Origin of the sequence: Pseudomonas grimontii, assembly GCF_007858185.1 — a bacterium.
GTDB classification, from domain to species: Bacteria; Pseudomonadota; Gammaproteobacteria; order Pseudomonadales; family Pseudomonadaceae; genus Aquipseudomonas; species Aquipseudomonas grimontii.
In genome coordinates, this window is record NZ_VFES01000028.1 from 60,017 (window position 1) to 71,656 (window position 11,640).

Consider the following 11,640-nt stretch of genomic DNA (forward strand, 5'->3'; position numbering starts at 1 on the left):
TGCCTGCTGGAAATTGCCATGGTGGCAATTCAGTTTCAGTTAAGTTGCAGCAGATACCGTGGCCGATGTAGGAAAAACATCGGTAACGGAGACTCATCATGAAACGCCTTACTGCTCTGGTCGCCGCCTCTATCATCGTCTCCACGGCGACTCTGGCCGGAGCCGTGGACCCCGACAAACCACTGACCGTGCCCGCCACTGTTACAATTGTCGCTTTCGACCAGCTCGAAGCTACAGCCCAGGCTTTGCACCCCGGTTCAACGCTGCTGGACACCGACCTGGACGAGGCTTACGGCAAGTATGTCTATGAAATCGAACTGCAAGATGCCGACGGCATTGAATGGGAGGTCGAATTGGACGCGCTCACCGGGCAGGTTCTCAAGAATCATCAGGATACGTAATGAAGGTTAATTTACGCGCCGGCAGTCGAGCGGCGCTGGTGCTGGTGGTGTTTTGCTCAGGCTTGCAGGCCCGCGACCTCAACCAGGATGAAGCCCTGGCGCTGCGCCAGCAGGGAGTGATCCTGCCCCTGGAGCAACTGTTGCAGCAAGCCATGGCGCGGTATCCCGGCTCACGCTTGCTGGAAGCCGAGCTTGAGAAAAAGCACGGCCAATATGCCTACGAAGTGGAATTGGTGACCACCGACGGTGTGGTGCGCGAGATCAAGCTCGACGCCACTAACGGTGTACTGATCAAAGACGAGGAAGACTGATGCGCCTGCTCCTGGTGGAAGACAACGTACCCCTGGCCGATGAACTGCTGGCCGGCCTGCAACGCCAGGGTTATGCCGTCGACTGGCTGGCCGATGGCCGTGACGCCGCGTACCAGGGCCGCAGCGAACCCTACGACCTGATCATCCTCGACCTCGGTCTGCCCGGTTTGCCTGGCCTTGAAGTGTTGGCGCAATGGCGTGCCGCCGCGTTGGCCACCCCGGTGTTGATCCTCACGGCCCGCGATTCCTGGGCCGAGCGCATCGAAGGGCTCAAGGCCGGTGCCGACGATTACCTGAGCAAACCCTTTCACCCCGAAGAGCTGCACCTGCGCATCCAGGCGCTGTTGCGCCGTTCCCACGGGCAGGCCAACCAACCTACCTTGCAAGCCGCTGGCCTGCATCTGGACGAAGGACGCCAATGCGTACTGCGCGACGGCGATGAGATCCAACTGACGGCCGCTGAATTTCGCCTGTTGCGCTACTTCATGTTGCACCCCGAACAGATCCTCTCGAAAAGCCACCTGGCCGAGCACCTATACGACGGCGAGACCGAGCGCGACTCCAACGTGCTGGAAGTGCACGTCAACCACCTGCGTCGCAAGCTCGGCCGCAGCGTGATCGAAACCCGGCGTGGCCAGGGTTACCGGTTCGGCGCCAGCCCTGCATGAAGTCGATTCAGCGCCGCCTGAGCCTGGGCCTGATCAGCGTGATGGTGATCGTCGGCGTGGTGCTGGCGCAAACCAGCCTGTGGTTGTTCGAGGCCGGTTTGCAACGCTACCTGGAAGCCGGGCTGCGCAACGATGCCGAGAATCTGCTGGTCGCCCTGGTACGCGGGCCAAACGGTGTACAGCTGGATGAACAGCGCCTGTCGCCGGCTTACCAGCGACCGTTTTCCGGGCATTACTTCCGTATTGATTTTGCCAACATTCACTGGCGCTCTCGTTCGCTGTGGGACCAGGAGTTACCCCAGCTGCCGGAGGCTGGGCTCAAGGGCAACCTGCAGTTGGGGCCGGAAGGCCAGCAATTGCTGGTACTGCGTTCGGACTACAAACGCTTCGGCCAATCGATTTCCATCAGCGTGGCGCAGGACTACACCCCGGTGCGGGAAAGCTTTCGCCTGATGCGTCGGATCGGCCTGGTGCTGGGGCTGGCGGCGTTGCTGCTGGTGTTGTTTTTGCAGCGAGTCACCGTACGTCGCGCCTTGCGCCCGCTGGAAACCGCGCGTAACCAGATCGCCCAGTTGCAACAAGGCCAACGCTCGCAACTCGACACCCACGTGCCGCTGGAGCTGGAACCACTGGTCGCCCAGATCAACCACCTGCTGGCTCACACCGAAGACAGTCTCAAACGTTCGCGCAACGCCCTCGGCAACCTCGGCCATGCACTGAAAACGCCACTGGCGGTGCTGTTGAGCGCAGCGTCGAGCGAGGCGCTCAAGGATCACCCCGAACTGAGCAAACTGTTGCGCGAGCAATTGGAGCAGGTGCAACAACGCCTCAACCGCGAACTCAATCGCGCCCGCCTGGCCGGTGAGACGTTGCCGGGTGCCTTGTTCGACTGCGAAAAAGAACTGCCCGGCCTGCTCGCCACCTTGAGCATGATCCACGGCGAACACCTGGACCTCACTTACCACGTCGCGCCGGGGCTGCAACTGCCCTGGGACCGCGAGGATTTGCTGGAGCTGCTCGGCAACCTGCTGGACAACGCCTGCAAATGGGCGGATGCCGAGGTGCGCTTGAGCGTCAACGAGACGCCGCACAGTTACCTGCTGGCGGTGGAAGATGACGGCCCCGGCATTCCCGAGGCCCAACGGGACCAGGTATTCAGCCGGGGGGCACGCCTGGACGAACAGATCGACGGCCATGGCCTGGGACTGGGGATCGTGCGCGATATTGTCGAGGTGTGGGGCGGGGTGTTGCAGTTGCAGGAGAGCGAGCTGGGCGGCTTGAAGGCGTTGATCGAATTGCCCAAACGCCATAGCTGACACACCGTAGATCAACATGTGGGGGCGTCCTTAACCTAAAAACTCAGAGAGCCTTTGTATCGCCACTGCGGAGTTTTCTTTGTTCAATCGTTCAATTTAAACCTGAAAGCGGCGCCGTTTTTTGACATGCGGCCCGGCCTGCTGCAAAGTGCGCGCCCTCTAATAAGACCTCTTTCAAGCCTGCACGCTGGCTGCCACCCGATGGTTGCCTGGGCGCGGGCATGCCTGTTTTTATGTTTCTGCTTGAGGTAACCATGATTAACGCAGTCATCGCCGCGGTCGGCACCATGCTGGTGCTCAGTCTGTCCCGCGTGCACGTGGTCATCGCCATTATCGTCGGCGCCCTGGTGGGCGGCCTTACCGGTGGCCTGGGCATCGAAGCCACGCTCAAGGCGTTCAACGGCGGTTTGGGTGGTGGTGCGACCGTGGCCTTGTCCTACGCCTTGCTCGGCGCTTTCGCCGTGGCGATTGCCAAGTCCGGCCTGGCCCACGCCCTGGCGGACAAGGCCTTGCTGCTGGTCGACCGTCAGGAAGCCACCGGCGGCAACCATGTCAAATGGCTGCTGATCGGCCTGCTGTGGGTGGTCGCGATCGCGTCGCAGAACATCCTGCCGATCCATATCGCGTTTATCCCGTTGCTGGTGCCGCCGCTGCTGTATGTGCTGACCAAGTTGCAGCTGGACCGGCGCCTGATCGCCTGCGTGATGACCTTTGGCCTGATCACGCCGTACATGTTCCTGCCGGTGGGCTTCGGCAATATTTTCCTCAACCAGATCCTGCTGGCCAATGTGGCCAAGAGTGGCGTGGACATCAGCCAGGTCAACGTCACCCACGCCATGAGCCTGCCGGCGCTGGGCATGGTGGTCGGGCTGCTGGTGGCGGTGTTTGTCAGCTACCGCAAGAAGCGTGTGTATGACCTGGAGAAAATCGAGCGGGTCGAGCAGGTGGCGGTGCAGTACAACCCGTTGACCCTGCTGGTGGCCGGCCTGGCGATTGCCTCGGCGTTCATCATCCAGTTGTGGCTGGACTCGATGATCATCGGTGCCCTGGCCGGGTTCCTGATTTTCTCGGTGTCGGGCATCGTGCGCTGGCGCGACACCGACGACCTGTTCACCGAAGGCATGAAGATGATGGCGATGATCGGCTTCATCATGATCGCCTCGTCAGGCTTTGCCGAGGTGCTCAAGGCCACCGGCGACGTGCGCTCGCTGGTAGAGGCCTCGGCGGCGTTCATCGGTCATAGCCGTGGGGTGGGCGCGTTGTTGATGTTGCTGGTGGGGCTGCTGGTGACCATGGGCATCGGCTCGTCGTTTTCCACGGTGCCGATCCTCGCGGCGATTTTCGTGCCGCTGTGTGTGCAGTTGGGCTTCAGCCCGCTGGCCATCGTGTGCATCGTCGGCACTGCCGGGGCGTTGGGCGATGCCGGTTCGCCCGCCTCGGACTCCACCCTTGGCCCGACCTCCGGCCTGAATATCGACGGCCAGCATCACCATATCTGGGACACCGTGGTGCCGACGTTCCTGCACTACAACATCCCGTTGCTGGCGTTTGGCTGGTTTGCGGCGATGACACTCTGATCTACAGATTCACCGCCGCAGGCCGATAACCTCTCAAGTCGCCAAATAAGAGAGAAAAGCCATGCGTCTGAGTCTGAAGGCCAAAGTCCTGTCCCTCGCCGTTGTGCCGGTGTTGCTGTTCGCCGTGGTGATCAGCCTGACCACCGTGTGGATCCTCCAGGGGCAAGCGCGCAACGAGGTGGATGAAACCCGCCAGCGCTTGCTCAATAACGCCAAGGCCACTCTGCAAAGCTATGTGGAAGTGGCCATGACCACCATCAAGCCGCTCTACGACGCGGCCTCGCCCGGCGATACGGCGGCGCGGGCCGAGGTGGTCAAGCTGCTGTCCAACACCAGCTACGGCAAGGACGGTTACTTCTTTGGCTACGACTCCGAGACCATCCGTCTGTTCAAGGGCAACAGCCCCGACGGCGTGGGCAAGAGCTTCAAGGACAACCGTGATCCCAACGGTGTCTACGTCAACCGCGACCTGGTCAAGGTCGGCAAGGACGGCACCCACTACCTGCAATACAGCTCGACCCAGCCCGGCCAGACCGAGTTGGTGCCCAAGATGGGCTACACCGAATATCTGCCCAAGTGGGACATGGTCATCGGTACCTCGGTGAACCTGGATGGCATCGAAGCCCAAGTGGCGGTGGTTGAGGCCAAGGTCGAGAAGCGCATGGAAGGCGTGCTGCTGAGCATCCTCGGCGTGGCCGTGGTGGTGCTGTTGGTGATCGCCGCCGCCGGCATCTTGCTGGCCAACACCATCCTGCGCCCGCTGCATTTGATGAAAGCCAACCTCGACGACATTGCTGCCGGCGAAGGCGATTTGACTCGCCGCCTGGCCATCACCAGCCAGGACGAGCTGGGTGACCTGGCTGGTGCGTTCAACCGCTTTGTCGACAAAATCCACGGCCTGGTGCGCCAGATCACCGAGATGACTACCCAGCTCACCGGCCTGGTCAGCCAGGTGTCGGACCAGGCCCAGCGCTCGGAGCAGGCCATGGAGCGCCAGCGTCACGAGACCGACCAAGTCGCCACCGCCATCAACCAGATGTCCTCCGCTGCGCAAGAAGTGGCGCGCAGTGCCCAAGGCGCCTCCGTGGCCGCGCAACAGACCGACGCCGAAGGCCAGGCCGCCAAGCGTGTGGTGGACGGTAGCATCGCGCAGATCCATGCGCTGGTGAATGACATCCGCAGCAGCGGTGTCTCCCTCGACAGCCTGAAGCAGGACGTGTCGTCGATTGTCAGCGTGCTCGGCGTGATCCGCTCGATTGCCGAACAAACCAACCTGCTGGCGCTCAACGCAGCGATCGAGGCCGCGCGGGCAGGGGAGGCCGGGCGTGGTTTTGCCGTGGTCGCCGACGAGGTGCGCGCCCTGGCCAGCCGCACGCAAACCAGCACCCAGGAAATCCAGGGCATGATCGACCGCCTGCAAAAAGGCACCGAGGCTGCCATGGATGCGATGCGCCGCTCCAGCGATGCGGGCGATGGCACCTCGGCCAAGGCCAACGAAGCCGGGGCGTCCCTGGACACCATGGCCCAGTTGATCGGCACCATCAACTCGATGAACGCGCAGATTGCCAGCGCCGCCGAAGAACAGACCGCCGTCGCCGAAGAGATCAACCGCAGCGTGCATCAGATTGCCGTGGCGGTGGACAGCGTGGCCGATGAAACGCAGTTGGGCGCCCAGACCTCGCGCAGTCTGGCGGACCTTGGTCAGCGGCTGGGGCAATTGGTCGGTCAGTTCAGGATCTAGACGTCGCGCATCAACAGGCCAAAGCGCAAATCCATCTCGGCCGGCAGGGGCACATACACCGTGTGCCCATCCCCAGGCGCCACGTCGATGGCTTCGCCTTTGGTGTTGTGCAGGCTGGCCAGGTCAAAGTGGAAGTTGCCGGCGGGTGTCATCAGTTCCAGGTGATTGCCCACCGCAAAGCGGTTCTTCACCTTGACCTCGGCCAGCTCGCCACGGCGCTCACCGGTCAACTCGCCGACAAACTGCTGGCGCTCGGACACTGAGCTGCCGTTCTGGTAGTTCTGGTATTCGTCGTGAACATGGCGGCGCAGGAAACCTTCGGTGTAGCCGCGTTGGGCCAGGGATTCCAGGTTGGTCATCAGGTTGCGGTCAAACGCACGGCCGGCCACGGCATCATCGATTGCCTGGCGATACACCTGGGTCGTGCGTGCGCAGTAGAAATGCGATTTGGTGCGGCCTTCGATCTTCAGCGAATGCACGCCCATGTGGGTCAGGCGCTCCACATGTTGCACGGCGCGCAGGTCCTTGGCATTCATGATGTAGGTGCCGTGTTCATCCTCGAAGGCGGGCATCTGCTCGTCGGGGCGGTTGGCTTCCTGCAGCAGGAAGACCTGGTCGGTAGGCGCGCCGATTCCCAGTGTGGGTTCCGGTTGATACACCTGGACAATATCGCCCGTGGCGTTTTCCACCGCCGGGGTAGCCTGGTATTTCCAGCGGCAGGCATTGGTGCAGGTGCCCTGGTTGGCGTCACGCTTGTTCATGTAGCCGGAGAGCAGACAGCGCCCGGAATAGGCCATGCACAAGGCGCCGTGCACAAACACTTCCAGCTCCATGGCCGGCACCTGCTGGCGAATCTCGCCGATTTCTTCCAGGGACAGCTCCCGCGACAGGATCACCCGGCAAATCCCTTGCTGCTGCCAGAACTCCACGCTGGCCCAGTTCACCGTATTGGCCTGCACCGACAGGTGGATCGGCATCATCGGGAAGTGCCGGCGCACCAGCATGATCAGGCCCGGGTCGGACATGATCAGCGCATCCGGGCCCATGGCGATCACCGGGGCGAGGTCCTTGAGGAACGTCTTGAGCTTGGCATTGTGCGGCGCGATGTTCACCACCACGTAGAACCGCTTGCCCAGCGCGTGGGCTTCCTGGATGCCGAGCGCCAGGTTGGCGTGGTCAAACTCGTTGTTGCGCACCCGCAGGCTGTAGCGCGGCTGGCCGGCGTAGACCGCGTCGGCGCCGTAGGCGAAGGCGTAGCGCATGTTTTTCAGGGTGCCGGCGGGGGCGAGCAGTTCGGGGGCAAGGACGAGAGGCATGGGGATCAGGTCGCAAAAGGCCGCGAGCGTAGCCGAACGTGTGCCGGGCTTTATTGATCTGGGTCTACGCTTACCGCAACAAAGATGGCACTCCCAGGATTTGCGGTGGACTAAGCAGCTGGACGCAAACGCGCGGCCTGCTTTTTTGACATGGATCGGACATGAATCAAACCAACCTGCAATTCAAGACCCTGCTGTTACTGCTGGCCCTGGTGACCGTCGCCTTTATCTGGATATTGCTGCCGTTCTACGGTGCGGTGTTCTGGGCGGTGATCCTCGGCATCATCTTTGCGCCGATGCAGCGCCGCCTGCAGCAGCGCTTCGGCTGGAACCGCAACCTGACGTCCCTGACCACCTTGATGGTGTGCCTGGTGATCGCGATTCTGCCGGTGATCATTACCAGCGCTCTGCTGGTGCAAGAGGGCGCCACACTCTATAAAAATGTCGAGAGCGGCAAACTGGATGTGGCCGGCTATATTGAGCAGTTCAAGAACTTCCTGCCGCCGTACTTCCAGCACCTGCTGGACCGTTTCGGTATGGGCAACCTGGAAGGGCTGCGCGAGAAGATCGTCAAGAGCGCGATGCAGGGCAGCCAGTTCTTTGCCACCCAGGCGTTCAGCTTCGGCCAGGGCACATTTGATTTCCTGGTGAGTTTTTTCATCATGTTGTACCTGCTGTTCTTCCTGCTGCGCGACGGCCCGGAACTGGTGCGCAAGGTACGCACGGCGGTGCCGTTGGCCGAGCCGCAGAAGCGTCGGTTGCAGCTCAAGTTCAATCGGGTGGTGCGTGCGACGGTCAAGGGCAACGTGCTGGTGGCCGTGACCCAGGGCGCGCTGGGTGGTTTGATCTTCTGGTTTCTGGACATTCCCAGCGCGTTGCTCTGGGCGGTGTTGATGGCGTTTCTGTCACTGCTGCCGGCGGTAGGTGCGGGGATTGTGTGGGGGCCGGTGGCGGCCTACTTCCTGTTGAGCGGTTCGATCTGGCAGGGCGTGGTGTTGGGCCTGTTCGGCGTGTTTGTGATCGGTCTGGTGGACAACGTGCTGCGACCGATCCTGGTGGGCAAGGACACCAAGATGCCGGACTACCTGATTCTGATCTCGACCCTGGGCGGCCTGTCGGTATTCGGCCTTAATGGGTTTGTGATCGGGCCGCTGGTGGCGGCGCTGTTTATGTCCAGTTGGGCGCTGTTTGTCGAAAGCAAGCCGCGGGTCAAGCTGCCGTTGCCGTAGGGGGCAGCTTCAAGCTTCAAGCTTTAAGTTTGTAGCTTGTAGCTTGCAACTGCTTCTCTGCTGCTTCTTTAGTCGTCAGCGGGCCGCTGATGGCTTCGCCGTCGCGAACCAGGTACCAGCAGGCGAGCAAACCCAGCTCTCGGAGCGGGGCGGGGACGGCGCTGCCAATGACGGACATGATTTGAACAGTGGGCATAAGAACCTCCAATCGCTATGGAGGTCACCTTACGGGGCGCAGGCGCTCAGGAAAAATCATCTGGCTCGATAGTCGACATCAACGGAAGGCGTCAGTCGACCACTTGATCGAGCATGCTCACCACTTCCTGCTCATTAAGCAGGCCTTTGCGCACCAGGTTTTCCGCCAGCAGCGCGAGAAACTTGGCGCTGCGGTGGCCTTCCAGGTGCTTGAGCTCCGTGAGGGCGCTGTAGACCTTGCTGGACGTACAGAGGCCAGCGGTGCGATGCGGGTTTTGTGTGGGCATGGTCAGTCGTCCTTGTTGTTATTGAGTGGACAGGATTGATAGTGAGAGTGTGTCGTGACACAAACATGACAGCGTGAGCCCCGTTCGGGCAAGTAGACTTTCGACCTTAATAGTGTGGGATTGCAGTCTGGGCATTGTCCTCAGAGCGACCTTGGCAGGATAAATCCGGACGTTACCCACAAAAAAAGGCCCCGCGAGTGGGCGAGGCCTGTTTCATGTGTGACGGTTGAGACTTACCAGCCGCGGCGGTAGTAGCCGTGGGGAGGGCCATAGTAGCCGCGCGGTGGACCGTAATAGACCGGCGCCGGGCGGTAATAAACTTCCTGTTGCACGTACACCGGTGGCGGTGGTGCGTAGTAGACCGGCGGCGGCGCGGCATACACCGGCTGCGGTTGCACATAGACCGGCTGCTGCACATAGACCTCACGGGGTTGGCTGGCAACCACGGAGCCCACTACGGCGGCGCCGACCAGCGCACCCAAGACGGCTGGGCCACCCCATCCACCACCACCGTGGGCGGAGGCTTGGCCTGCCATAGCGAGTGCACCTACCAGCAAGGCGATCTTGGGGATTGTACGAATCATGGTCATTCCTCGGTTAGCCCCTGCGCTTGTGGTCTGCAATCAATAGACTCAAGTAATGTCGCGGGGATACTTTTAAGACAACGTATTTCTGAAAAACAGCACGGCCGATAGGTAAAGGTTGTGTAAGGTCTGTACCGATTTGCTTACTCAAAGGAGTTATCCATGCAGATGCACCCCAACAAGGACACCCAGTTGTGCATGTCACTGTCGGCGCGTCCCGGGAACTTTGGCCTGCGTTTTCATAACCACCTGTACGAACAGCTGGGTCTGAACTTTTACTATAAAGCCTTCAGCAGCCAGGATTTGCCCGGCGCGATAGGTGGTATCCGTGCATTGGGCGTGCGTGGTTGCGGGGTGTCGATGCCCTTCAAGGAAGCCGCCATTGCCTTGGTGGACGAACTGGACGATTCGGTTCAAGCCATCGACTCCCTCAACACCATCGTGAACACCGACGGGCACCTCAAGGCCTACAACACCGACTACATCGCCATCGAACAATTGCTCAAAAAGCATGCCGTGCCTAAAGACTCGACCTTTGCCCTGCGTGGCAGCGGCGGCATGGCCAAGGCCGTGGCCAGCGCCTTGCGCGACGGTGGCTATGCCAATGGCGTGATCGTGGCGCGCAACGAGGCAGCGGGGCGGGCATTGGCCCGGAACCTGGGGTACGAATGGCGGGCTGGGCTGGGTGAACTGCGCCCGCAGATGCTGATCAACGTGACGCCCATCGGCATGACGGGTGGGGCCGAGGCGGATGCCCTGGCGTTTGAGGCGGATGCCGTGGATGCAGCAGATACTGTCTTCGATGTGGTAGCGATCCCCGCCGAAACACCATTGATCGTGCGCGGTCGTGCCAAAGGCAAGCGGGTGATTACCGGGCTGGAGGTGATTGCGATCCAGGCGTTGGAGCAGTTTGTGCTTTATACCGGCGTGCGGCCTACGGATGAACAGTTCCAGAAGGCAGTAGCCTTCGCCCGCAACTGAAGGCCACTGCAGCTCTAAATGTGGGAGGGGGCTTGCTCCCGATAGCGCTGGGTCAGTCAACACTTTCATTGCCTGATACACCGCTATCGGGAGCAAGCCCCCTCCCACATTTTTACCGCGTCAGGCCTGTTCCAGTTGCGCCAACCGCTCTTCCAGAGCTGCAATTCGCGCTTCAAGCTCTTCGATACGATCCAGCGAGACTGCGCCGGCAGAGCGTTCCACCGGGCTTCCCCGTGCGGCGATAATCACCTCGATGTCCGCCGGATCGCCCAGCGCATGGGTATAGCGATCTTCCCGCTGCCCCGCCTGGCGCGGCACCAGCAGCGCCAGCCCGCGGGCAATCAGGCGTTCCAACTGGTGCACCACCTGCTCGGCATCTTCGAAGTCATGCATGCGCCCGCTGCGGGTCAGCAGTTCGTTGACCGTCTGCGGCCCACGCAAGAACAGCAGCCCGGTCAGGATCACCTGGGCCGGTACCAGTTCCAGCGCCTTGTCCACGCGATGCTCCCAACGGTCGGCGCGGCTGCCCATCACCAGACGCGTGAAGCCTTGGCCTTCCAGTGCACGCAGACTCTGGCCAACCTGGCCCTGGCTCAGGTTCATCACCGGTTCGCGGCTGGTCTTCTGGTTGCAGGCCAGGACCAGGGCGTTGAGGGTCAGGGGGTAGGTTTCCGGGTTGGTCGCCTGTTTTTCGATCAGGCAACCCAGGACGCGAATTTCCGTGCTGTTCAGGCGCGGCTCAGGGGTGTCGGTGTCGTGCTCGGCGGTCATCGCGCTTTCCCTATGCTGTGAACGCACTAGCGTAAGCCGGAAAAAATAAAAGACAAGCGCCTGGCGTAATGCCAGTCAGTTAAGAGATAGAACGGGCAAACAGTAACCTGTGGCGAGCGGGCTTGCCCCGCGCTGGGCTGCGCAGCAGCCCCAATAAGAGCGCTGCAGTGTGCCAGGCAGGTCCGGAGCTGTGCTTTGGGGCTGCTTCGCAGCCCAGCGCGTGGCAAGCCCGCTCGCCACAGTTACAGGGTTCCTCCTTAATT

General features: G+C 61.4%; 13 protein-coding genes and 1 pseudogene. 9 read left to right on the top strand and 5 right to left on the bottom strand.

Translation table 11 applies throughout. The annotated features are described in order from the left end of the window. Positions 1-98: 98 nt before the first annotated feature. The 7 genes and pseudogenes from FIV39_RS29210 (at position 99) to FIV39_RS34065 (ending at position 6,014) form a co-directional block, all read left to right on the top strand. Entirely contained in the window at positions 99-401 is a 303-nt protein-coding gene (locus tag FIV39_RS29210; RefSeq protein WP_090402125.1) for a PepSY domain-containing protein, read from the top strand. Then, positions 401-712 carry a PepSY domain-containing protein gene (locus FIV39_RS29215; protein WP_090402128.1) on the top strand — a complete coding sequence of 104 codons (312 nt, stop codon included), beginning with the start codon at positions 401-403 and terminating at the stop codon, positions 710-712. Before FIV39_RS29210 ends, FIV39_RS29215 begins: the two co-directional genes overlap by 1 nt. Further along, positions 712-1,380 carry a response regulator transcription factor gene (locus FIV39_RS29220; RefSeq protein ID WP_027603141.1) on the top strand — a complete coding sequence of 223 codons (669 nt, stop codon included), beginning with the start codon at positions 712-714 and terminating at the stop codon, positions 1,378-1,380. Before FIV39_RS29215 ends, FIV39_RS29220 begins: the two co-directional genes overlap by 1 nt. Beyond that, positions 1,377-2,696 (top strand): sensor histidine kinase, encoded by a 1,320-nt coding sequence (locus FIV39_RS29225; protein ID WP_090402130.1) that lies wholly within the window; start codon positions 1,377-1,379, stop codon positions 2,694-2,696. The genes FIV39_RS29220 and FIV39_RS29225 overlap by 4 nt, the downstream gene beginning before the upstream one ends. Before the next feature lie 257 nt (positions 2,697-2,953). Beyond that, positions 2,954-4,273: a Na+/H+ antiporter family protein gene (locus FIV39_RS29230; RefSeq protein WP_167361148.1), complete on the top strand. Its 1,320-nt coding sequence runs from the start codon at positions 2,954-2,956 to the stop codon at positions 4,271-4,273. A 61-nt stretch (positions 4,274-4,334) separates the two neighbouring features. After that, positions 4,335-5,156 (top strand): annotated as a pseudogene (locus FIV39_RS34060) (cache domain-containing protein); the annotation flags it as partial. Between the two features lie 102 nt (positions 5,157-5,258). Beyond that, a complete protein-coding gene (locus tag FIV39_RS34065) occupies positions 5,259-6,014 on the top strand; it encodes a methyl-accepting chemotaxis protein (protein ID WP_371920979.1) in 756 nt (251 codons plus the stop codon). Here the strand turns inward: FIV39_RS34065 and trhP are convergent. Continuing rightward, positions 6,011-7,330 (bottom strand): prephenate-dependent tRNA uridine(34) hydroxylase TrhP, encoded by a 1,320-nt coding sequence (trhP, locus tag FIV39_RS29240; RefSeq protein ID WP_090402136.1) that lies wholly within the window; start codon positions 7,328-7,330, stop codon positions 6,011-6,013. The genes FIV39_RS34065 and trhP overlap by 4 nt on opposite strands. 161 nt (positions 7,331-7,491) lie before the next feature. On the opposite strand from trhP, the gene FIV39_RS29245 reads away from it, so the two are divergent. Then, the gene (locus tag FIV39_RS29245) at positions 7,492-8,559 is read left to right on the top strand and encodes an AI-2E family transporter (protein WP_090402138.1); all 1,068 of its coding nucleotides are present in this window, start codon (positions 7,492-7,494) and stop codon (positions 8,557-8,559) included. 16 nt (positions 8,560-8,575) lie between these two features. Here the strand turns inward: FIV39_RS29245 and FIV39_RS29250 are convergent, their stop codons facing one another. From FIV39_RS29250 to FIV39_RS29260, 3 genes are all read right to left on the bottom strand, one after another. Continuing rightward, entirely contained in the window at positions 8,576-8,755 is a 180-nt protein-coding gene (locus FIV39_RS29250) for a hypothetical protein (protein WP_090402140.1), read from the bottom strand. 91 nt (positions 8,756-8,846) lie between these two features. Continuing rightward, positions 8,847-9,041 (bottom strand): hypothetical protein, encoded by a 195-nt coding sequence (locus tag FIV39_RS29255; RefSeq protein WP_003173044.1) that lies wholly within the window; start codon positions 9,039-9,041, stop codon positions 8,847-8,849. Between the two features lie 233 nt (positions 9,042-9,274). Further along, positions 9,275-9,631: a hypothetical protein gene (locus FIV39_RS29260; protein ID WP_090402142.1), complete on the bottom strand. Its 357-nt coding sequence runs from the start codon at positions 9,629-9,631 to the stop codon at positions 9,275-9,277. A 156-nt stretch (positions 9,632-9,787) separates the two neighbouring features. On the opposite strand from FIV39_RS29260, the gene FIV39_RS29265 reads away from it, so the two are divergent. Further along, the gene (locus tag FIV39_RS29265) at positions 9,788-10,606 is read left to right on the top strand and encodes a shikimate 5-dehydrogenase (protein WP_090402144.1); all 819 of its coding nucleotides are present in this window, start codon (positions 9,788-9,790) and stop codon (positions 10,604-10,606) included. 120 nt (positions 10,607-10,726) lie between these two features. Here the strand turns inward: FIV39_RS29265 and FIV39_RS29270 are convergent, their stop codons facing one another. After that, a complete protein-coding gene (locus FIV39_RS29270) occupies positions 10,727-11,377 on the bottom strand; it encodes a YceH family protein (RefSeq protein WP_065926946.1) in 651 nt (216 codons plus the stop codon). Positions 11,378-11,640: the final 263 nt, after the last annotated feature.

Excerpts from the sequence above, each read along its gene's own strand:
- FIV39_RS29210 (WP_090402125.1), top strand. The coding sequence starts at position 99 with ATGAAACGCCTTACTGCTCTGGTCGCCGCCTCTATCATCGTCTCCACG.
- FIV39_RS29215 (WP_090402128.1), top strand. The coding sequence starts at position 401 with ATGAAGGTTAATTTACGCGCCGGCAGTCGAGCGGCGCTGGTGCTGGTG.
- FIV39_RS29220 (WP_027603141.1), top strand. The coding sequence starts at position 712 with ATGCGCCTGCTCCTGGTGGAAGACAACGTACCCCTGGCCGATGAACTG.
- FIV39_RS29225 (WP_090402130.1), top strand. The coding sequence starts at position 1,377 with ATGAAGTCGATTCAGCGCCGCCTGAGCCTGGGCCTGATCAGCGTGATG.
- FIV39_RS34065 (WP_371920979.1), top strand. The coding sequence starts at position 5,259 with ATGGAGCGCCAGCGTCACGAGACCGACCAAGTCGCCACCGCCATCAAC.
- trhP (WP_090402136.1), bottom strand. The coding sequence starts at position 7,330 with ATGCCTCTCGTCCTTGCCCCCGAACTGCTCGCCCCCGCCGGCACCCTG.
- FIV39_RS29245 (WP_090402138.1), top strand. The coding sequence starts at position 7,492 with ATGAATCAAACCAACCTGCAATTCAAGACCCTGCTGTTACTGCTGGCC.
- FIV39_RS29250 (WP_090402140.1), bottom strand. The coding sequence starts at position 8,755 with ATGCCCACTGTTCAAATCATGTCCGTCATTGGCAGCGCCGTCCCCGCC.
- FIV39_RS29255 (WP_003173044.1), bottom strand. The coding sequence starts at position 9,041 with ATGCCCACACAAAACCCGCATCGCACCGCTGGCCTCTGTACGTCCAGC.
- FIV39_RS29260 (WP_090402142.1), bottom strand. The coding sequence starts at position 9,631 with ATGACCATGATTCGTACAATCCCCAAGATCGCCTTGCTGGTAGGTGCA.
- FIV39_RS29265 (WP_090402144.1), top strand. The coding sequence starts at position 9,788 with ATGCAGATGCACCCCAACAAGGACACCCAGTTGTGCATGTCACTGTCG.
- FIV39_RS29270 (WP_065926946.1), bottom strand. The coding sequence starts at position 11,377 with ATGACCGCCGAGCACGACACCGACACCCCTGAGCCGCGCCTGAACAGC.